This is a genomic window from Saccharopolyspora antimicrobica (assembly GCF_003635025.1).
Taxonomy (GTDB): Bacteria; Actinomycetota; Actinomycetes; order Mycobacteriales; family Pseudonocardiaceae; genus Saccharopolyspora; species Saccharopolyspora antimicrobica.
Genome location: NZ_RBXX01000002.1, coordinates 4,837,595 through 4,856,866, shown reverse-complemented (window position 1 = coordinate 4,856,866; position 19,272 = coordinate 4,837,595). Strand labels below are relative to the sequence as shown.

The window sequence follows — 19,272 nt, the reverse complement described above, 5'->3', positions numbered from 1 at the left end:
CGACGCTCGCGTTATGAATCAGACGTGTTTCCGCTGTCCAAGAGTTTGTAGACGTTGCTGCGCTGCATGCCGACCTCCTTGGAGATCGTCAGCCGGGGAATCTTGGCTGCGTCTGCTGCCAGTACCGCGTCGTTGCGCTCCTTACGGGCTTCCCGCTGCTGGGCGAGTAGATCGTTGATCTTTGTCTCAAGCTGAGCCTGCTCGTCGCGAGCCTCTTTCAGCTCGGTCTTGATGCTGTCGAGCTTGGCTCGGGCCGAGCGCAGTTGAACGACCGCATCGGGCACCTTGTCCGGTTGAGCCACCTCGATACCTCCGCGTGCTGTGATCGCTCCTGGTGAGCGACACCCTGTCGCTATCGACTGTCTACCACGCATGTCTATCACGCTCCTGTGAAGGACGTTCGTGAAAGAGGGCTCGACCTCGGCACGCAGTCGGAGGTGACCTGTAGCGGGCCCCTGGGTTGTGGGGCCGTCGCTGGTCGCGACGGCCCCACAACCGATCAGGACCGGTAGTTACCCATCCAGGCACGACGGCCGACATGCGCAAGGGCTGTCTTGCGCTGGCGCCAGTCGGGCATCCACAGGCTCATCTGGCGCTGCCAGGCTTCCCCGTGTTGGCGGCCTGGTGGACGGGTGGCGTGGGCGAGTTCGTGAGCGAGCACGTACTCGATCAGCTCGCGCGGGAGCCCGAACAGCGGCCAGTGGAGGCTGACCAGGTGTTTCGTCGGACTGTAGGCACCCCAGCGACGTCGGCCAAGGTCGCGCACCTCGTAGTGCAAGCCTTGGATGCCGCCTCGACGTTCGTACTGCTCACCCCGCAGCTTGGCCCAGGTCAGCCCTCGATCGCGATAGAGGTTGATCACCGCGTTGCGCATCGTGTCGGGTCGGTCGCGCCGCACGCACAGGAACAGGGCGGGACTAAGTACGTGAGGTCGACCCTCGATCCGTGCCGGAGGGCCATCGTCGGTGAGGTGCAGCCGGTAGGACCGGTCGAGAAGAACGAAGCCTTCGCCGTCGACGAACTCCTTGACCGCGAAGTCCGGGGCGAGCTGCCGAGCCTCGGGGATCTTCCGCGCCAGCCAACCCCGATGATGGCGGATGAAGTCGGCGACGCGCTCCGGCGTGGCGCCGGGTGGTACCAGCACCTTCACCGGTTCACCGGGCTTGAGTTCCAGCCCGACAGCGTTGCGCCGCGGTCGGATCTCCACCCGCAGCTCCCAGTCAGGCGGTAGACCGAGCGCGGCCACGGCCTTCTGGACGTCTGCGGCCAGTTCGGTGTGCTCGGTCATCGGATGCCCTCCTGGGAGATGATGTGCTCGGTTGCGGCGATCGGGGTGGCCACTCCGGTGCACAACAGGTCAATCACGCCGGCCGAGGTGGCGGAGGTGATCGGTCCGGGCACGCCGTAGACGCGGCGGCCCATCGCTGCGGCGGTGCGCGCGATCGGGAGGACGCCGCTGCGCCGCCCGGCTTCCACGACGACGGTGGCGACCCCCAGAGCGGCCAGCAGCCGGCCCCGGGCCGTGAAGCGGGCGCGGGATGGCTCCGTACCGGGCGGGTACTCGCTGATCAGCATGCCGCTGTGAGCAACCGATTCCAGCAACGACGCGTGGCCTTGCGGATAGGCGATATCGACGCCGCAGGCCAGCACCGCGATCGGAGGCACGGAGCCGAGCAGCGCGCCACGGCAGGCCGCACCGTCGACGCCGTAGGCGCCGCTGGTCAGCACGGTGACGTCGGCCTCGGCGAGGTCAGTACCGAGCACGGTTGCGACATGCTCGCCGTATTCGGAAGCAGCGCGGCTGCCTACCACCGACACCGCCGAGCGGGTACTGGCCGCGAGACTGGCGGAGCCTCGGACCCACAGCGCCAGCGGTGCGCCGAGGCCCTGTTCGGTCAAGCCGCGCAGGGCACCGTGCGGCCAGTCCGGATCTTCCGGAGTCAGCAGCCGGTAGTGGCCAGCCTCGACCTCGGCCAGGTCCTCATCGATCCGGGGTTTGAGATCGCGGATCTCGTGCAGGACCGACCGAGGTACGGCTCCGGCCTGGATGCGCTCGACCGCATCCACGGGTCCGTGTGCGGCCACGAACGCGTCGACCGCAGGGGCCGGCGGCTCGGTGGCCCGGAGCAGAAATGCGCGAGCAGCAAGAGAGTTCACGATGAGCACTCCTAGTCATGATGCGAAAGGCGGGTCGCGCCGACCGGCGAACCGGTCGGCGCGACCCGCGCAGGGAAGAAAAGAAGAACGACGCGCGTACCGAGTCGTGCGCCTACTCGGTGCGGTCGTGCAACGGGATCGGCAGCGAGTGGCCGATCAGCTCACTCCAGCGGGAATCGCTGGTGTGCAGGAAGGCGCCGGAGGCCATGAACCACCGGTCCGGCTCGTCCGCCGGGCGCGCGACGTACCGGCCGTACTCGAACCGCAGCGACACCGCCGGGGCGTCGTCGCTCGGCTCCCGGATGCATGCGAACTCGGGAACCGGTTCACCCTCGATCTCGACGATCACCACGCTCCGAACACGGGAGGACAACCCACCGTTGGAGAACGAACCGGACGGTCCCGTGAGGATGTCGACGGGAAGGCCCCGCCGGATCACGGGAATGACGATCTCGCCATCCCCGATGTCCGGGACCTCGTCGAGAGACGTGATTCCCCACGGGGTGTTCTCCCAGGCCGGCAGCGTCTGATACACGAGGTACTCGATCCCCGCGATGCGCGTGACCTGCGTGGCGGCCTCCGGCAATCTGCGCAGGGCTGCGTCCCGCAACCGTCGCGACCATTCCCGCGCTGGGCTCGTGCCCCACCCTCGACCTTCGCACGTTTGGTACTCGTAGCACGCGACGAGGTTGAGGATGGCGACCAAATGGAACAGGAACGGTGCGATCGTGACCGCATAGCGCGGAGGCGACTCGTCGTCGCGCAGGAATCCGATACTGCGATAGTGCTGCTCCAGCAGCATCCGGCCCGTATCGTTTGCCTCGTCCACCTCGATCAAGGAAAGTTGGATCCCCGCGTTAACCAGTCCATCGATGTGCGCCTTGTCCAAACGGAACACAGACATAGAAACCCCTTTCACTGAAGGAAAACGGAATTACTGAACGAAAATCAGGGCGTGCGGTAGTGCCGCCGTTCTGGTGTCAGCCAGCCCGACGGAACCGGGCGATCGGCCCCACAGCGTGCGGACCCCTGGCCAGATTCCGCGCATGCAGCCGCGATTATGCCCATCATGGACAGTTCGTTTCGGAACCTGTGACCGATCTCGGCTTCGAGTTCGGCGTACTCGGCGGCCTGCTCGGGGTGGATCTACGCGACACGGATCAGATCCGCGCAGCTCGCGAGCGCGACAGGCGGGCAGGACAGATGCCGAATGCGGCACCTGTCGTCAGTGGAGGTCGGTGATCTGGCGGAGGGCACCCAGGTTCACGATGGAGCCGGCCCAGTACCAGACGTGGGCCGGTTCGTCACCGATTCCCCAGGCATACACGCGGAACCCGAGAGCGCTGGGGCTTTCCCATGCTCCGCTGCTCCCGGTGCCGTTGGGCCGGCGGATACCGTGGTCGTCGCAGGGGTGCTCGTCGACGGGGTCGCCCCAGCCTGCGGCCCGCATGTGTTCGGCCACCTGGTCGTAGGTGGCGTCAAACGGCACGGTCGGGGCGGTGCCGGATTCCGCGATCGCGTCGCTGATGACGTCCTCCGGAGTCGGCTCCGAGGTGATGACCGCCTCGACCTCCTGTGTGGTCGATAGCCGTCCGTGTCCACTCGCGGCGCCGTAGGCTAGCGAGTAAGGACCGGTGAACCACAGCGTGATCGTCTGGAAACCACGGCGCCAGCCCCGCCGGTAGCCGCGCCGATCACCTAGCTCGCTGATCGGGATCGGTGGCAGGGTGCCGTCGAGGTCCCGGTCCGGCAGCGCGGTCCAGCCATGCTCGTCCAGGTCCTCGAATATCCGCGTGTAGGCCATGTCAGTCGCGCGGGCTCCCGCATACCCTCGTGCGGCGCGGGCGAGAGTGTTCGCAAGCCGGCTCAGGCGGGCGGTGACGTTCCGCAATTCCTGCTGCGGGATCGGATTCGAGCTGTGCGCGTCGTCGGTGAGATCGTCGACCTGGCAGCGAATCTCCTCGGCGAGGTCGGCCAGCTCGTCGAGGCTGGCGGCCCGTAGCTGGGCGAGTCCTTCGCCCACATCCGTGTGGACGCGCTCGCGGTCGGCTGCGGCCACCAGGTCGGGGGCGTTGTCGTGGCTGTTCATCGTAGGGTCCTTACTTTCTGGGGTGGATGGGACAAGAGCGCGAGAGGGGCGCCGGCGTGCGTCGGATGGCCGCGCGCCGGAGTGGGAGGCAACGAGGGGGCTAAGGGCGTGGCGTCCAGGCCGTCCTGACCACGCGTGGGTCGGCACCGTTCATGCGCCCGGCGTGCACGAATAGGGCAAGCGTGAAATCGGTTGTGTCAGGCCGTTTTGCCGTAGGGAAGAACCTGCGAGTAGCAGTATTCGCAGCCGCGCAGCGTTTCCCGCACATCCGCCCACGTCGTCACTACCTCGTTGTGCCGGTGGGTGTCGATCAGGCGGGAGACGCACTCGCAATCCGGTTCCTCGTGAGCCTTCGCGCAGTCGTAGTGCAGCGGCTCATCGTGGCTGGTCTTGATCCACCCGTCGCACTCGGCGCACTCGCGGTAGCCAAGCCGGTCCATGATCCTGCCGAGATCCCAGATACTGCAGTCGGTACACAGGCTCTGCCCGTCGTCGGACAGCGCCGCCGCGACGTCGCCGGCGATCTCTGCGGGCACGTCGCAGCAGTCGGTCAGCGTCGAGATCGCGGCTTCCCGCTCCCGCTGGTCGAAGTCCTCATCGTTGAGGACCGGATAGCCAGCCAGGGACGCGCCGATGCGTTCGGTGGCTTCCCGCGCGGCCTCATCCGCGTAGTCGTAGGCCAGCACACCGTGGAACTCGGACGCCTTGCCGGGCGCTGCCTCGCCCATGATCGTGGCTGCGGCTTCTGCATTCGACGCGTCCAGCAGGTGGGAGCACAGGTGTCCGAACACGTACTCACCCGGGACAACAAGGGGCTCCCCGTCGGATCCGACGACGAAATCGAAACCGGACCAGCCTTGATCGCGTGCGAACTCGTCTGCGTCCCATTCGGTGTATCGGTAGTTCTGCTCGAACCACCGCACTGCATCATCGGAAAGCTGAACCTTGATCTCGTCCATGACACACCTCTCTGTTCTCCGCGCCTGTCGTTTGCGTGAATCGTGGCCATCGGCGGAATGGTCAGAGTCCGCACGCGGCGAAAAATCGATCCCGGTCGAATCGGGCGTTGACGCTCGCAAAGTAGTTCGCGAGCCTGTCCGCAAGCTCTTTCCGGTCGTCATCCGTGGATACGGACTGAAAGATGGACTCGGCGATAACAACAAAATCCTTACGCGTCACTTCAGACACTTCCTTTCGTTCCCGATTTGGGTATGCCTCCAGTGATTCAGGCCAGTTGTGAACTGGTGCCAAACAGCGACACGTGCCACAGATGCCCAAAAGGGGCAGATCCCGTGTCGGTGCAATGCATCGCACCCGGGCGCGTGTCGCTGCTGACAGCACATTCCCTGAATCTCCCCACAGTGCCGAACGTGGGAATTCCGTTGCGTCTAGCGCACGATGCAGGGAGCCATGCCCGTAAGGATTAGCGTGCTATGGACGGGCGAGAGTGACACTCTCCAGCCTCGAAACGTCCAATTTCGGCAACCGCCTAAAACAGCCCGAACGCCCACGCATCGTGACGTATTTCGGTGCTAGACCACCATGAAGTTATCTTGGGGACACTCCTGGCAGGAATGCCATTTGTGCGCGCTTCTCCGCTTTTAGCAAGAGCTATACGAATGGCGCTGCAAGCGCAGTTACTACACATCCCAGGAAGGAATGAGCGTTTGGCTACGCGTCGTTCACCATTCCGCTCTGCACGGGTTCGCTGCTGTCCGCACGGCCCAAGCCGTTGCCCGCGCTTTACGGGACTTCTCCGGTCTCAGCCGGCCGCTCCCTCGTGGAGGGCGACTCGCGGGGACGCCGTGCCCCGGTCCTCATCGCTTCCACTTCGGCCCGTCCTGCTGACATGTCTATTACACACCTAAACAGGACACTCCGCAAGCGGAGGCAGGCGCTCGTTATCTCGCTGTTATACCTCTGCGGGAGGTCGGCCCGGCGTCCACTCTCTGGCATTGAGCTTTGCCGTGCCGCTGCCTGTTCTTGTGACCACAAGGGCGCACAGTGCCCCTCCATGGCAGCTCAGGGCGCTCGACGCCTTTACGCGCGAGCCGCGCGTACGCGTCAGGGCCGAAGGCGGGGCACTGCGGACGGCACCCCTCGTTCGGTTTATTGACAGGAGGGCACATCCTTGACCGATGGCGAGAAATTGAATTCTTCCAATTTTTTTACCCACCAGGGGCGCCAATTTGCTTGCAATGGTCAACTAATTGCGTGGAGCTGTTGATGACTGCATTCCCGATGCCTGGATAGAGTGAAGTGGGTGAAGTGATCAAGTGAGGGCGCGAGCGAAGGGAGATCGACGGCGAACATTCACAAGCAGAGCCCTGGTCGGTCAGGAGCAGGAATCATTGATGTGCATGGCTGGCCACGGTGTTTATTGTTGCACTCCCTCGTATTCCCTCTCAGTCGTCAACAAGTTCCCGTGGGGTACCGAGGCTGGGTAGATTCAGGAAGGGCCAGCGGTGCGCTGGCCTGCAACAACGCGAGGCGAGAGGGCTTCCTGTTTATCGGGAAGATGAGTGAGCGCATGAGCACGCACGTGGGTAGGTAGATGAATAAGCGTGGTCCACGAACGTGCTGACCCCCAGACTCGGATTGCAGCTGCAACGCTTACGAAGGCTGGGTCGTTGCCGAGTTGGCGTGGTGGTGCTCTTGCAGGGCTCTGGCCAGGGTGAGAGTGCTGCGGGCGGGTCTTTCGCCGATGTCGGCGAGGGCTGTCGTGAGAAGTTGTACAGTACGGCTGATGGCGTCACTCATGCCGAGTTCTGCTTGCACTCGCATGATATCGCGGTAGATCGCTTCGTTCTCAGGATTGAGCCGGCGGGCGTGTTCGAGGATCTGTAGCTGTTGGTGGGGGTCATGTCCTCGGTAGTGCGCGGCCAAGCAGGCGAGGGCGTCGAGAGCGGTGCGGTGGGCGTCCTCGCGAGGTCCGTCTAGCCAGAGGGCGGACATCCCTTCGGCGACTTCACCGTGGTAGGCGGCCACGATGCTTCTCCACGCCTCCATGCGCTGCTCGTTGCTGGAGGCAACGTTGCGTTTGTGCTCGGCTTGCCGGAGTTGCCAGTAGTCGACGTCTACCAGGTCGGGGTTGAGCGCCACTTTCTCTCCGTGCTGTGAAATGAGTTCCAGCACGGGATCGCCGACCGCTTCCGCGATAGCTCTCCTGATTTGGGACAGGGTGGCGTAGAACGAGTTGAAGGGACGGCGTCCTCGGGCACTTGGCCATAGCGCTTCGCGGACCGCGCTGCGCGACGTTCCCGTGGTGTGCAAAGCAAGAAAGACCAGCAGAGCTTTGTGTTTGGGAGCCAGTACCGAGGTGAGATCGCACTCCTCTCCCTCTGCTGAATCCCAAGTGAGTGTGAAGGGCCCGAGAATCGTGAGGGTTGCTGGCCGGCAAACGGGCCTTTCCTGCGAGCTGGCGACGTCAACAGACTGACGGCTTACTGCGGCACCGTCGCCAGGGTCGATCTCGGAGGCGACGCTCGGCGGTGGCTGATCGGCCACGGCTGCATCGCGGCTGTCACCGAAGTCGGCCTCGATGTCGTGTTCGTTGGAGTTGAGCGCAGGTTCGTTGTCACCGGGTGTGGACGTGGTGTCAGCGAGCAGGTCGAGGAGATCGAGGGTGTCGCTGGCTTCGAGATGGAACAGGCGAGCTCCGCGGAGTTCACTGATGCGGGGGCTTGCTGTTGCGACGAGCCCGTCGGACATGACGCGCACGGTTGCCCCGGTTGGCCGGTTGCCCAGCAGGATGGCGGCGATGCCGTTCGTCGCCTGGTGGTCGATCAGTTCTTGGAGCTGAGGATTCCACCGGTCGGCGCCCGCAATGAGCACGTAGCTCAACTGCCTCCGGGCGTGGCGGCCATCTACGTCGTCGGTCTGGCTCGCGAGATCGGTGATGGTGTCACGCAGATCGTCGGCGAGGCACAGGCGAGGTGAGTCCGGCAGTTCGTCTGAGATCAAGGTACGAGCTGTGCTGGCGTCGATGATGACGTCGGCGTTGGTCAGAGCGAGGACGTGTACAAGCAGCGCGCGGGCGGTGGCTTCGGCGCCGGGCCCGATGAGTCCGAGTCCATGCACCGCAGCGAGATCCAGAGCGCGGGCGTGGCCGTCGCGCACCCCGACTTCGACAAGTCTCGCCTGCCGATGTTCAGCGCTGCTTACCGCTGGTGGCGTGTCCTGTGTGTCGTCACTGTTGGTCTGAGAAGCCAGCATCGGGGCTTCGTCCTCCAGAGAGCGCAACGCGTAAACGGCCGGTGCGAGCGGTGCCGGGTTCGCACGAACACCGCTTCCTGGTTCGTAGACCCTCATTCGTCGTCGGCGGCGGATACGCATGCTCAGCGCCACGGCAGCAGCCAGTCCTGCGGCAACGAACCCCGCTCCGCTCACGATGACAGCGCCACCCGAGGTCACGGAGACAGCACGCTCTGAACTCGCGCTCGATGCGGGTTCCGGCACTTCTTCGTATCGAGGTTCCGGCGCCGCGACAGCAGCAGGCTCCGGCTGCACGATTCCTTCGCGATGTGGATCGCCAGCAGACGGCAGCGCGAGGTGCCAGTCGGGAAAGACCATGTCCGGGTCGCGCAGGGCGCGGCCGTCGGGTTGGGGATGGTGGGCGTTGAGTGCGTAGATCTCCTCCCACCGGGTGCTATCGCCGAGGTGGTGTTGGGCGAGGCTGGTGAGGGTGTCGCCGGGCTGGGTGGTGATCCAGTGGGCGTCGTCCGGGATGACGGCGGGTTCGGGGAGGTTGGTGGCGTCGGTGGGCAGGAGGAGGATCCAGCCGGGGTGGAGGTGGCGGGGTGTGCCGAGGCGGTCGGTGTTGAGGTTCTGGATGTCGCGCCAGCGGTGTCCGCTGGTGAGGTGCCGGGCGGCGATGTCCCAGAGAGTGTCGCCGCGGACGACGCGGTAGCGCGGATGTTCGGGCCGCAGGGTGTCGGGGATGTGGGTTGGGGTGCTGGGTTCCGGCGGGGTGGGGTCGGGGTAGCCGCCGGAACCCAGCGGGGTGGTGCCGCTGCCGGGGGCAGGCAGCGCACCAGGGCCAGCGGTGGGGTGCAGGGGTGCGGTCACCGCAACCGGGGCGGCTGCGGGAGTGGCGGAGCTGGTGGGGGTGTTGAGGGCGAGCACACCACTGGCGAGCAGCGCGGTGATCCAGCCACGGGGACCGGTGACCGTGAGCCGGTCGCGAAGCGCGCGAGCGCCGTGGCGCAGCAGCAGAACCAGGTCGCAAAGGACCCACCACAGCATCACGGCCCAGGTGGCCCAGCCGGCGGCGTGAACGGCGAGGATGAGGGCGCCGTCGAGGCGCAGTTCGATGCGCAGGGTGTGCCAGGTGTGCTCGGCCCAGACCAGCAGCTGCTCACCGACCGGGATCGGGGCCCAGGGTGAGGTGTCGAGGTCGGGCCAGGACAGGTTCGGCAGGCGGATGAAGGCCCCGGTGACGGTCAGGATGACGGGTAGTCCCACCAGCATCGCCAGGACACCCAGCCCGGCCGCGATCAGGCGTCCCCGAGTCATGACGACCCGCCCCGGTCTGGACTGGTGGCGAGGGTGGCGGTGGCGTAGCCGGTGACGGTGTGGGAGTCCCAGAGCAGCCTGATGCGGGCGGGTTCGGTGTGGGTGACGGTGATACGCACCGTCGCGGCACCGTCGACTGTGACGCTGCCGGTATGCCCGAACGTGGTCAGGTAGTGCTGGGCAGCGGCCGTAGCAGTGCGGATGTCGAGGGTGAGGGTGGGGCCGCGAGTGTCGAGGGCGGTGAGCGCGGCGCGGGCGGCTTCGGCGGCGATCGCATCGGCTTGCGCCAGCGCCCGGAGGCGGTCGGCGCCGTCAGCGACCAGTGAGCACACCAGCAGCAGGCACGGCAGCAGGACCGCCACCAGCACGCTGACCGATCCGGCATCCGAGAAGTCCTTGGGGTGTTTCATGTCCGGCTCCGGAACGGATCGACGGGACTGCCGAAGGTCTTCTGCACCGGAAGGCCGGCGGGCAGACCGGGAATGCCGGTGAGATCGGACAAGGACACCGTGCAGCGCAGTGTGACGGTGACATGTCCCGGTAGTCCGACGGCACCGAATCTGCCGGTGTCCACCTGTGCCTGGATGCCGTGGCAGGCCAGTTCCTGCTCGGCCAGCACCTGTGCACCGACCCGGGTCGCGGCACTGTGGGCGGCGCCGGGGGTGCGGGCGAGGCTGGCGGCGCGAGCGGCGGCCGTGGTGGCCTGGACGAGCGCGAGGTCGGCGGTCAGGATGCGGCCGACGGCGACGCTGAACATGATGATCATCAGCAGCATCGGTGTGAGCACCGCCAGCTCCACCGCCGCTGACCCGGTATCGGACGGTCGCCGGAGTGTCATGGCAGGTCTCCAGGGAGGGTGAAACGTTCCTTGCTCCCGGCCGCTTCCTGCTCGACCTCTCCGAGCCCGGGAATCGGCAGGATCTGCGGGGCGGTGGCCGCAACCCGCACCCGCACACTTCGGCCGTCGACGTGGGCGGTGATTTCCGGGGCGCCGACCAGGCCGCTGGCGCGGTCGAGGAAGCTGCGGGCGGTGGTGTGGGCGTCGGCGGCGGTGCCGGTGACGGTGCGCGCGGCCTGCACGCCTTGGTGGGCGGCGGTGTGGCAGAGGGTGCGGGTGTGCCACCACAGCCCGGCCTGCACCACGGTGACGAGCAGGATCAGCGCCAGTGGGGCGAGCACCGCCGTCTCCACCGCCACCGATCCCCCGTCCCGCGGTCCGGGTGCTGCGCGGCGATTCGCCGACGGCATCGACGTGTTCATGGCTTAGTGGAGTTGGGCTTGGTACTTGAGCACGAGGGCGGTGATGGCGCCGCCGAGGCCGAGCGCGGCGGCGAGGCTCATGGCGGCGATCACCGCCTTCTCGGTGGACTCCGAACCGGTATCGTCGAACCGTGCCTGCTCCCACCGCTGCTGCACGCCGACGCCGAGGACGGTGAGCCAGGCTGAGAACACCAGCAGCGTGGTGATGAGCTGCCGGGAGACAAGACGAACAACGGACATGATGACCACTTCCTTGTCGATCGGGTCTGACTTTCCCTAGCCGAGGAGTCGGGTGACGGCTGGGTAGCAGGCGAGCAGGAGCACACCGAGCAGTAGCAGGGTGACGGGGAGGGTGAGGCGTTCGGTGCGGGCGTTGGCCTCGGCTTTGTCGGTGCTGATCGCCGCGGACCGCAGGCTGGCGGCATGGGTGGTGAGACTGGCGTAGATCGCCGCACCGTCGGCGGCTGTGGCCGCCAGGTCCGCGACCGCGACGAGTTCCGGGAGCTTGGTTCGGGTGCCGAGGTCGCGGAGGGCGTCCCAGGGTGAGTGTCCACTGTGCTCGGCGTGGGTGAGGGTGCTGTGCAGCCGGGTGAGCAGCCAGTGATCTCCCACTGCGGCGGCTTCCCGCAGGGCCGGGCCGGGTGCTTGGCCGGCGCCGCGTTGCTGGGCGACGAGATCCAGGTAGACCGGCAGTGCCCGCTGCGCGTCCTCGCGGGTCGCCGTGGCGCGGTCGCGCAGCTGCCAGACCGGTAGCACCGCGCCCACCAACACACCGACTGCGGCGAGCCCGGCTAGGAGTTCGAGCGGCACGCCCACGGCCGCGGGCCCGATGGCCAGCAGGATCGTGACGGCGAGGCTGCCGGTGAGCCACCGCAACCGTGCCGTCACGTAGTCGGTCGGTGTGAGGTTGAGCAGTGCGAGGTCGTGCACCGGGATACCCAGCCACGATGGAAGGGCTTGGTGCTGGGTACGGCGGGTTGCCGAGTCCACGACTCGGGCCCGCCATCCCGCGGCGGGGACCGACGTGCTGCCTCGGTGGGCGAGGTGATCGAGCGCGGCGGAGGCGTCCATTGGCGCCGGTCCCACGACGGTGCGCACGGCGAGGGTCAGACCGAGTCCGAGCATGCAGCCGGCCCCGACCGCTAGGAGAAGGACGGTGTTCATGACGGCTGCCCTCCAGCGAGGTAGCGGGGCCGTGCGGGCAGGGCGGCTAGCCGGTGCATGCGCCACAGTGAGACCGCGAAGATGCTTGCCACCACCAGCAGAACGCCTTGTCCGGTCCAGGTGTCGAACGGGGCGAGGTAGTCGCGGGCGAATCCGACGAGACCGGTGACCATGGTGGTGGTGATGGCCACGAGGGTGCGCACGGTGGTGCGGGGTTTGGCGCGGTCGGCCTCGACCTCGCGGGTGGCCGCGGCGCGGGCGCGAAGCGCGGCGGCCTGGCCGTGCAGGATCTCCACCAAGCCCCGGCCTCCGGCGCGCAGGCGCAGAAGCAGCGCCAGGACGACCTCATCGGCGACTGGATCGTCGAGCTCGGCGGCGAAGCCGCGCAACGCCTCCTCTGGCGGTTCGGTGTGCAACCGTTCGGCCAGGCGTTGGACCGGTGCGGCGAGGGGTTCGGGGGCGGTGTCGGCCGAGCGCGTAACCGCGTGGTGCAGGCCGCCGGCGCCGGAGGCGAGCAGGTCCCCGACGCGACGCGTCCACACCGCGAGGGCTTCCTGCACCAGGATCGTCTGCCGTGTTCGCTGCGCGGCCAGCACGACGGGGAGCCCGAGCACCGCGCCGGCCGCAGCGGCGCCGGCGACCGGCCACCCGGTCGCCCACCACACGAGCCCGGCAGCCACACCGGCCAGCAGCGCACGGCGCCACCACCGAACGACCTGCACGGCCAACCGGCCACGACGGCCAGGCGCAGTCTTTCGCCGAGGGACGAGTGAGGGGGTGAATGCGAGGATCGCCAGCAGAATGCCGGCGCCGAGGGTGGTTCCACAGAGGACGGTGAGCAGTCCGGTCATGGCGTCTCACCTCCGTGCTCGGGGACGTCCCATTGGCCGGCGGGGTGGGAGAACACGGTGCGGTCGAGGCCGTGAGCCTGCAGCCGGGTCATCAGCTGAGGACTGGGCGGGCAAACCGGCACCACACGCCCCTCCTGGTTGGGGCCGAACAGCGTGGTCAGGTCAGGGATGGTGGCATCACCAACGGCACCGACCTCAACGACCTCACCAACGAACCGTTCCCGCCCGCCGGCGTGATCGCGGCGAACGAGGTGCACGATCAGGTCCAGGGCGGAGGCTGTCCAGCGGTGCGCGGCCTCCACCGGCAGCGGCGGTACCGCGAGCTGGCCGAGGGCGGCGATGCGGTCGGGGACCGCGCGCGCCGACAGGGCGTGCAGGGTGCCCATCCCGCCGGTGGCGCCGTTGCCGAGCGCGCGGAGCAGGGCGGTGATTTCGCCGCCGCGGACCTCGCCGACGATGACCCGCGAAGGCGAATGCCGAAGCGCCTGTTTGAGCAGGGCATCCATGCTGACCTCGCCGACGCCTTCGGCGTTGGCGGTGCGCGCCTCCAGCGGTGTCACCACCCGCTCCAGGTCAAGGTGCAGGCCCAGTTCCTGGTCGTCTTCCACCGTCACAATGTGCTCACCGGGCGGGATGCCGGCGCACAGCGCGCGCAGCAGCGTCGTCTTGCCCGCGGCCGGCCCGCCAGTCACCAGCATGTTCACCCCCGCGCGCACCGCGACAGTCAGGAAGTGCTCCAGGCCGGCGTCGAGGGTGCCGTGGCGGCGCAGATCCGCGAGGGTGGTGTGGGCGAGGCGGTGCCGTCGGATCGCGACCCGCGGCCGGTCGGTGACCTCCCGCACCGCCGCCAACCGTGCTCCCAGCGGCCCGCCGGCAGGCAGCCGCAAGTTCACGATGGGCTGAGCCGGAGAGAACTCGCGGCTGGTCTGCCCGAGCCGCGCGCACATTGCCTCCAACTGCTCCAGCAGTTCGCTGTCGGAGTCGGCGACGGGGTAAGGCCAGCGCTGGAGCTGGCCGTCGGCCAGCTCCAGCCACACCCGGTCGTGGCCGTGGATGTGGATGTTCTCCACGTCATCGAGTTCCAGCAGCGGCTGCAGCCCACCGAGCCCGAAGACCGCGGCCAGTACTGCATCGGCCAGCCTCCGCTCATCCTCGTGGGACAGCGGAGGGTCACCGCGGCTGGCGCGTTCATGCGCCCACGCACTGATCTCGGCGGCCACCACACCGGCCCGTTCGTCCGGGCCGGTGCCGCGGAGCCGGTCGGCGACCCGCTCCCGCAGCCCCTGCACGGTCGCGTTGTCCGGCACCCAACCCGCTGCCTGGCCCACCAGCCGGGGGCGGGATGTCCCGTTGATCTGCGCAGTCATGCCGCCCTCACCTCCCCAACACTCGCTGACTCCACTGGGGTGCTGGGCGGAGTTGGCCGGGTCAGCGAGCGGTGGAGCCGGAGTGCGGCTTTACGGCTGGTCCGCAGCAGCGCACTCCGCCGCGACGGATGGTTGCCGGTGCCGTCGGAGAAGAACCGGGCCGCGGTGGGATCGTCGGGCAGCTCCACGCCGACCGGGATCCCAGTGGCGTGCGACATCCGGTCCGCATCGTGGCTGGTGGTGGCCGTGACGAGCAGACCGAGCCGAGTGATCGGGACCCGTGCCTGCACCGCGCTGATCAGGGCCCGTGCCGCCGACAGGTGCCGCAGGCTCGGGCGCAGTCCGACCAGGACCAGGTCGGCGTCATCGAGCAACGACCACGGGGTCTCAGGCGCCCAGCGGCCGACATCGATGAGGACATCGGGGCCCTCCCCCGAGAGATCCCGGATCGCGCTCGCCAGCCGCCGCCAGCCGCTGTCGCCGATCGCCGTGACCTGAGCCCGGCTCGCCACCCCGGCCAGCAGTCGGACGTGCTCCAGCCCTGGGAGCTCCTGGACGTGCCCGGCGAGCCCTTCGGAAGGCACGGCGTCGAGATGACGGGTGGAGGTCACAAAGCTCACCAGCCCGCGCCCGGCACTCAAGCGCCCGTCGACCAGCCACGCCCCGCCCCATCCAGTCAGAAGATCCCCACCAGCAGGATCGGCATCGACTACCAGCACCTGGTGGGGCCAGACCGTGGCCAGCGCAGCGACCGCTGTGCTGATGCCGGGCGAGCACTTCGCGGACACCATCGTGATCACAGCCATCAGAAAACTCCTTTTCCTCGCAACAGAAAATCCAGCAACCACCGTGCTCACCGGGCCGGTCCGAGCAGAGTGACCAACGCCCCGCCGGCGGCAGCCGCATGCGCCGCGTCGGCGGCCGAGGTATCGATGAGCAGATCGACCACCACCGCACCCTCGGTATCCGGCGGCGACATCGCCACGACCCGAGCCTGGAAAACCGCTTCCCCAGGTACCGTCTCCGTGACGCCGCTGCTGGACAGACCCACGACCTCCACCGGGTCACTCGGGGCCAACCCGCGCGCCGGGTACCGGCCCGGGAGCAACCGGATCCCGATCACCCGCTGGCCCCGCGCGGGCACCAGCTGCGCCGTGACATCGCTGAGCGCCACCAGCTGCCCAGCCTGCAACGGCACGGCAGCGGTCTGCCCCACCACCAGTCCTCGGTCCACATCGGCTACACCGAACTTCCGCGCATCGGTAGGAAGTTCCACAGTGGTCACATCCGTATCGCGGATTCGTTGTCCCCAGGGAACATCTCGGACTAGCTGCAGTATCGGTTCGCGATCCCACGCTGCCGAGACGAGCCCGAACGTCGCCCCGACTGAGGCAAGAATCAACGCGAATGACAGGACCAGCAGCCACCAACGCCGCTGCCGCGGCACCCGGACGGCCCGCGCCTCCCCAACACGCTCCTTGTCGTCCACTGAAGTAGGTGTGGCGACCGCGAAAATGCCGGTGGTGGACATAGCTCTCCCCACAAGTGAATTCGAAATGGATCTCCGAAATGGATTAAAAGATGGAACCTCGGCGTTGAACCGTTCTCAGCGGGTTCGGAGGGCTTGGGCCTCGGTGACGACGATCTGAGCCGGTGCCCGCGAGACCATCGGCGTCAGCGAACCGCCCGCCGGTGCACTACCGGTCCAGCCTCGCCACTGCACCCGCCACGTGATCGACCACTCCGCCACCACCGAACCACCGGTCGACGGGCGCTCGTAGACGACCTCACACCCAGTCGGCGACGGAGCATGGAGACCGAAAGACCGGTCGTACGGTGTCCCCGGGCCCGCGCACGACACTGTCTCCTGGCCCAGGCCAGGCTCCATCGACAGCCGAACAGGCTCAGCGGTCACCTCAGCCCACACCTCGCCCGCCTGCACACGCTCCCGCTGCACCCGCCAGTCCTCACGGGCCGTCCAGAACCAGGTGCGCTCACCGACCAACGTCGCCGACTGCCCATCCCGCAACCGCAGATCCGGGGAATGCCGCGGCGTCGGCAACGGCAACCGCAACCGGCGCGCAGCCTCCCGAGCCAGCACCGCAGGATCCGGCGGAGCAGTAGCCCCCGGACGCCCCGGAGTAGGACCAGGCCCCGGCTGCGGGCAATCCCCGGTATCCAGCGGGCCGAAACACCACGTCGATGCAGGCTGGGACTGGAGCAGAAACGCCGGATCCTGCACCTGTCCCGGCGCATCGCACACCACGGTCGGGCACAGCGGCACCGATGCCGAACCTGGTGTCGAACCGCCGCCCGGACGCGCGCTACCGCTCCCAGGATGTGATGATGCGGGCCGATCCGGGCGTCCCGGAGTCGTTGCGGACAGACCGATCGACGGAGACTCGTACCAGCTGCCCGCATCGCCTGGTGTCACGGAGACGTCCCCGTTCTGAGCATGCGCCGCGGGGGCACCGAGAAGCAGGAAAACCACCGCAGGCAGCACGCACGGGACACGGACTGAGAAGCGCATCAACACTCACCTCCCGGAAACTCGACTCGATCGACACGCCACCGCGTGTCCGTTCCCTTCGACAGCGCAGCTCGTACGGGATTACGCGGAATACCAACGGTCTTCGGCGCACCAGAGACCACATCGGCCTGGCCAGCGCGGCTCGCGTCCTGGCAGTCCTGCACGTTGGCGTGGTTCCCGGTGATCTCGATCGAGGTCACGTTCGCCACGACGGCGCCATACAGCTGAACTCCGCTGGCCAGTTGGTCCCGGGAGCGTGTCGCGATCTGATCAGCTAGCTCCTGGCCGGCGACCTGGCGCACTTCAGCGTCCCACTCCGCGCTGCGGTCGGTCGTGGTGTTCCAGGTGATCCGCCAGAAGTCACGGTAGGTCCGCTCGACCTCGGCTCGTTCGGCGTCCGACGGCGCCGGCGGCGGTGCGATGCTCGGATCCGCGGGCAAGTCTGCAGGCGGTGCGCTCGCGCATCCCGCCAGTGCGACGGCGGTCAAGCACAGTGCTGCCGGTGCGACAGAGGTCGAGAACGGGGACATGAGTTGCCTTTCATGCGGTGGTGTGGGTGAGGATGCTGATCCAGCCGCCCAGGAGCAGGCTCGGTCCCGCGGCAACGCGGCTGTTAGGGGTGCGGGTCCAGGCCTGGGCGGCGAGGCCACCGAGTAGCAGCATCGACGCGGTGATGCCCAGCAGGACGGCATGCCATCCGATCCAGCCCAGGTAGATCGCCAATGCTGCCGTGGTGGTGATGTCGCCGAAGCCCATCCAGTCGGGGAGCGCCAGGAAGAGCGCGAGTCCACCGGTGAAGACGACGAGTGCGGCCAGCAGCGCACGGACGAGGCCCGTGCCGGCTTGCTCGGTCATGGCCAGGATCGCGAAGACTGCGAGTCCGCCGGTGGCCAGTGCCAGGACCCAGGTGTGTGGGAGGCGATGGCAGGTCATATCGATTAGCGACAGCCCAACGCCGGTGACCGCGAGCCACCACCACGCCGGCAACGCCGGATCGCCGGCGAACCGGTAGGCGATCAGCACCGACAGCGCGCCAGCGAGCACGGTCAGACCGAGCACCGCCGCCAGGCGCAACGCAACCCAGGGACGCAGCAGCCAGGACAGCACCAAGCCCGCTGCGACACCGGAAAGGCCGACGAGTGCCGGGTGGCCGTAGAACACGCACATCACCTCTCGTAGTGCACAAGTCAGGCCGCGCGGCCCGGATTTGCCAACGCCACACGATCGGAGGACGGCAAGACCGGACCCGGCTCGACGAACTTGTGCTGCCGGGCGAGAACGGACCGGTCGGTAATCCACACCAGCCACGCCACGAGCTCGTCGAGGATGGCTGCGGGCTCAACCCCTTGGCGCCGTGCTCGCTTCAACGCTCGCCGGCGATCTCGGGCCGACGTGCCTCCCCAGACGCCCCAGCAGAACCCGGCGTCGCCTTCGTTCAGCAGCGCGACCCTCAAGCACGCGGCGCGGACACCGCAGCCGGCACACAACATCCGTGCATCACCGCGCTGCACGAGATCAGCATCCCTACCTCCGAATGATGGCCGGAAATAATCATCCGCATTGGACGAATCCACGCACCGCCCGCGCCGATAGACCTCAGCCATCAAAACGCGTCTCGACTCGACACGGTGAGCAACCCGAGACGGCGATCCGCGCGGGGACGGAATGGGCAAAGCGTGTTCGTCGCGGCTCATGATCTCTCCTATCTCGGGGATGAAAGAAGCAGTGAGGAGTAGGAGGCTGACACGGGAATCTCGCCGTTGTCAGATTTTGGTGCCCCGAGAGACGCTGTTGCGCCCATCCGAGTGACGACGATCCCCGGGACACCGGCCTTCAGCTTGCCTTCAGGCCTGCAACCTGCACCTCCGCTGAATCTCAGGTGCTCTCGGTGCTCTCGATGAGCTCGGCCCCGTGGGTGGCGTTCACCCGTCCCGGTGCACCTGTAAGGCGATTGCGACCAAAATCTGACAGCCCCAATCCGTGCGTGTCACGGTGAGTGCATTCAACGCGGCAAACCTTCCCCACGAAGCAAAAAAGGCCGCCGCATCCCCTTTCTTTCATCCCTTTATTTGTTTCGCGCTGTGCGTGGAACGGAGTGATCACATGCACACCACCCCGACACATCCCCATGCCCGACCGCTATGGGTGCTCCGATGGCAGGACGGCGAAGAATGGGGCCACCTTTCCGTGGTCACCACCCCAGGCGCCAGGCCGGAGTTCGTGGAGTTCGTCCACCGCGATCCTGCCTTCTTCGCCAACCTCGCAGGCAGCTCTCGACGCGACGACCCTGACGGGTTCCGCGAGGCCTGGTTCACCAGCTCGGCGCTGGTGGGGGCGTGA

The 19,272-nt window shown here is 67.4% G+C and carries 21 protein-coding genes; 1 reads left to right on the top strand and 20 read right to left on the bottom strand.

The window, feature by feature from the left end; translation table 11 throughout:
- Positions 1-11: 11 nt before the first annotated feature.
- The 20 genes from ATL45_RS23510 to ATL45_RS23415 all read right to left on the bottom strand — a co-directional run bounded on the left by ATL45_RS23510 (position 12) and on the right by ATL45_RS23415 (position 18,626).
- Positions 12-302: a hypothetical protein gene (locus tag ATL45_RS23510; RefSeq protein ID WP_093153671.1), complete on the bottom strand. Its 291-nt coding sequence runs from the start codon at positions 300-302 to the stop codon at positions 12-14.
- Between the two features lie 197 nt (positions 303-499).
- Positions 500-1,288, bottom strand: a complete 789-nt coding sequence (locus tag ATL45_RS23505; RefSeq protein WP_093153668.1) for a M48 family metallopeptidase — start codon at positions 1,286-1,288, stop codon at positions 500-502.
- Complete coding sequence (locus ATL45_RS23500; protein WP_093153666.1) at positions 1,285-2,166, bottom strand: DNA-processing protein DprA; 882 nt, start codon at positions 2,164-2,166, stop codon at positions 1,285-1,287. The genes ATL45_RS23505 and ATL45_RS23500 overlap by 4 nt, the downstream gene beginning before the upstream one ends.
- A gap of 103 nt (positions 2,167-2,269) precedes the next feature.
- Positions 2,270-3,061 carry a DUF8317 domain-containing protein gene (locus ATL45_RS23495; RefSeq protein ID WP_093153662.1) on the bottom strand — a complete coding sequence of 264 codons (792 nt, stop codon included), beginning with the start codon at positions 3,059-3,061 and terminating at the stop codon, positions 2,270-2,272.
- 321 nt (positions 3,062-3,382) lie between these two features.
- Positions 3,383-4,246 (bottom strand): hypothetical protein, encoded by an 864-nt coding sequence (locus ATL45_RS23490; RefSeq protein ID WP_093153659.1) that lies wholly within the window; start codon positions 4,244-4,246, stop codon positions 3,383-3,385.
- Between the two features lie 197 nt (positions 4,247-4,443).
- Positions 4,444-5,205 (bottom strand): hypothetical protein, encoded by a 762-nt coding sequence (locus tag ATL45_RS23485; RefSeq protein WP_093153657.1) that lies wholly within the window; start codon positions 5,203-5,205, stop codon positions 4,444-4,446.
- 1,654 nt (positions 5,206-6,859) lie between these two features.
- Positions 6,860-9,760, bottom strand: coding sequence for an AfsR/SARP family transcriptional regulator (locus ATL45_RS23480; protein ID WP_093153654.1), 2,901 nt, complete (start codon positions 9,758-9,760; stop codon positions 6,860-6,862).
- Positions 9,757-10,170: a hypothetical protein gene (locus tag ATL45_RS23475; protein WP_093153652.1), complete on the bottom strand. Its 414-nt coding sequence runs from the start codon at positions 10,168-10,170 to the stop codon at positions 9,757-9,759. Before ATL45_RS23475 ends, ATL45_RS23480 begins: the two co-directional genes overlap by 4 nt.
- A complete protein-coding gene (locus ATL45_RS23470; protein ID WP_170210330.1) occupies positions 10,167-10,559 on the bottom strand; it encodes a TadE/TadG family type IV pilus assembly protein in 393 nt (130 codons plus the stop codon). Before ATL45_RS23470 ends, ATL45_RS23475 begins: the two co-directional genes overlap by 4 nt.
- 35 nt (positions 10,560-10,594) lie before the next feature.
- The gene (locus ATL45_RS23465) at positions 10,595-11,008 is read right to left on the bottom strand and encodes a TadE family protein (RefSeq protein WP_256258393.1); all 414 of its coding nucleotides are present in this window, start codon (positions 11,006-11,008) and stop codon (positions 10,595-10,597) included.
- 15 nt (positions 11,009-11,023) lie between these two features.
- Positions 11,024-11,260 carry a hypothetical protein gene (locus tag ATL45_RS23460; protein ID WP_093154208.1) on the bottom strand — a complete coding sequence of 79 codons (237 nt, stop codon included), beginning with the start codon at positions 11,258-11,260 and terminating at the stop codon, positions 11,024-11,026.
- Between the two features lie 36 nt (positions 11,261-11,296).
- The gene (locus ATL45_RS23455) at positions 11,297-12,184 is read right to left on the bottom strand and encodes a type II secretion system F family protein (RefSeq protein WP_143121661.1); all 888 of its coding nucleotides are present in this window, start codon (positions 12,182-12,184) and stop codon (positions 11,297-11,299) included.
- The gene (locus ATL45_RS23450; RefSeq protein WP_143121660.1) at positions 12,181-12,906 is read right to left on the bottom strand and encodes a type II secretion system F family protein; all 726 of its coding nucleotides are present in this window, start codon (positions 12,904-12,906) and stop codon (positions 12,181-12,183) included. Before ATL45_RS23450 ends, ATL45_RS23455 begins: the two co-directional genes overlap by 4 nt.
- 125 nt (positions 12,907-13,031) lie before the next feature.
- A complete protein-coding gene (locus ATL45_RS23445) occupies positions 13,032-14,402 on the bottom strand; it encodes a TadA family conjugal transfer-associated ATPase (RefSeq protein ID WP_093153640.1) in 1,371 nt (456 codons plus the stop codon).
- Complete coding sequence (locus ATL45_RS23440; protein WP_093153638.1) at positions 14,399-15,208, bottom strand: CpaE/TadZ family protein; 810 nt, start codon at positions 15,206-15,208, stop codon at positions 14,399-14,401. The genes ATL45_RS23445 and ATL45_RS23440 overlap by 4 nt, the downstream gene beginning before the upstream one ends.
- Before the next feature lie 47 nt (positions 15,209-15,255).
- Positions 15,256-15,933 carry an SAF domain-containing protein gene (locus ATL45_RS23435; RefSeq protein WP_093153635.1) on the bottom strand — a complete coding sequence of 226 codons (678 nt, stop codon included), beginning with the start codon at positions 15,931-15,933 and terminating at the stop codon, positions 15,256-15,258.
- A 75-nt stretch (positions 15,934-16,008) separates the two neighbouring features.
- Positions 16,009-16,503, bottom strand: a complete 495-nt coding sequence (locus tag ATL45_RS23430) for a hypothetical protein (protein ID WP_246025501.1) — start codon at positions 16,501-16,503, stop codon at positions 16,009-16,011.
- A 428-nt stretch (positions 16,504-16,931) separates the two neighbouring features.
- Complete coding sequence (locus tag ATL45_RS23425; RefSeq protein WP_143121659.1) at positions 16,932-17,420, bottom strand: hypothetical protein; 489 nt, start codon at positions 17,418-17,420, stop codon at positions 16,932-16,934.
- Positions 17,421-17,472: 52 nt separating this feature from the next.
- Positions 17,473-18,093 (bottom strand): A24 family peptidase, encoded by a 621-nt coding sequence (locus tag ATL45_RS23420; RefSeq protein ID WP_143121658.1) that lies wholly within the window; start codon positions 18,091-18,093, stop codon positions 17,473-17,475.
- Between the two features lie 26 nt (positions 18,094-18,119).
- Positions 18,120-18,626, bottom strand: a complete 507-nt coding sequence (locus ATL45_RS23415; RefSeq protein WP_093153629.1) for a WhiB family transcriptional regulator — start codon at positions 18,624-18,626, stop codon at positions 18,120-18,122.
- 286 nt (positions 18,627-18,912) lie between these two features.
- Here ATL45_RS23415 and ATL45_RS39025 point away from each other — a divergent pair, with 286 nt between their 5' ends.
- Positions 18,913-19,272: a hypothetical protein gene (locus ATL45_RS39025; RefSeq protein ID WP_170210328.1), complete on the top strand. Its 360-nt coding sequence runs from the start codon at positions 18,913-18,915 to the stop codon at positions 19,270-19,272.

Excerpts from the sequence above, each read along its gene's own strand:
- ATL45_RS23505 (WP_093153668.1), bottom strand. The coding sequence starts at position 1,288 with ATGACCGAGCACACCGAACTGGCCGCAGACGTCCAGAAGGCCGTGGCC.
- ATL45_RS23495 (WP_093153662.1), bottom strand. The coding sequence starts at position 3,061 with ATGTCTGTGTTCCGTTTGGACAAGGCGCACATCGATGGACTGGTTAAC.
- ATL45_RS23490 (WP_093153659.1), bottom strand. The coding sequence starts at position 4,246 with ATGAACAGCCACGACAACGCCCCCGACCTGGTGGCCGCAGCCGACCGC.
- ATL45_RS23485 (WP_093153657.1), bottom strand. The coding sequence starts at position 5,205 with ATGGACGAGATCAAGGTTCAGCTTTCCGATGATGCAGTGCGGTGGTTC.
- ATL45_RS23480 (WP_093153654.1), bottom strand. The coding sequence starts at position 9,760 with ATGACTCGGGGACGCCTGATCGCGGCCGGGCTGGGTGTCCTGGCGATG.
- ATL45_RS23475 (WP_093153652.1), bottom strand. The coding sequence starts at position 10,170 with ATGAAACACCCCAAGGACTTCTCGGATGCCGGATCGGTCAGCGTGCTG.
- ATL45_RS23465 (WP_256258393.1), bottom strand. The coding sequence starts at position 11,008 with ATGCCGTCGGCGAATCGCCGCGCAGCACCCGGACCGCGGGACGGGGGA.
- ATL45_RS23460 (WP_093154208.1), bottom strand. The coding sequence starts at position 11,260 with ATGTCCGTTGTTCGTCTTGTCTCCCGGCAGCTCATCACCACGCTGCTG.
- ATL45_RS23455 (WP_143121661.1), bottom strand. The coding sequence starts at position 12,184 with ATGAACACCGTCCTTCTCCTAGCGGTCGGGGCCGGCTGCATGCTCGGA.
- ATL45_RS23445 (WP_093153640.1), bottom strand. The coding sequence starts at position 14,402 with ATGACTGCGCAGATCAACGGGACATCCCGCCCCCGGCTGGTGGGCCAG.
- ATL45_RS23440 (WP_093153638.1), bottom strand. The coding sequence starts at position 15,208 with ATGGCTGTGATCACGATGGTGTCCGCGAAGTGCTCGCCCGGCATCAGC.
- ATL45_RS23435 (WP_093153635.1), bottom strand. The coding sequence starts at position 15,933 with ATGTCCACCACCGGCATTTTCGCGGTCGCCACACCTACTTCAGTGGAC.
- ATL45_RS23415 (WP_093153629.1), bottom strand. The coding sequence starts at position 18,626 with ATGAGCCGCGACGAACACGCTTTGCCCATTCCGTCCCCGCGCGGATCG.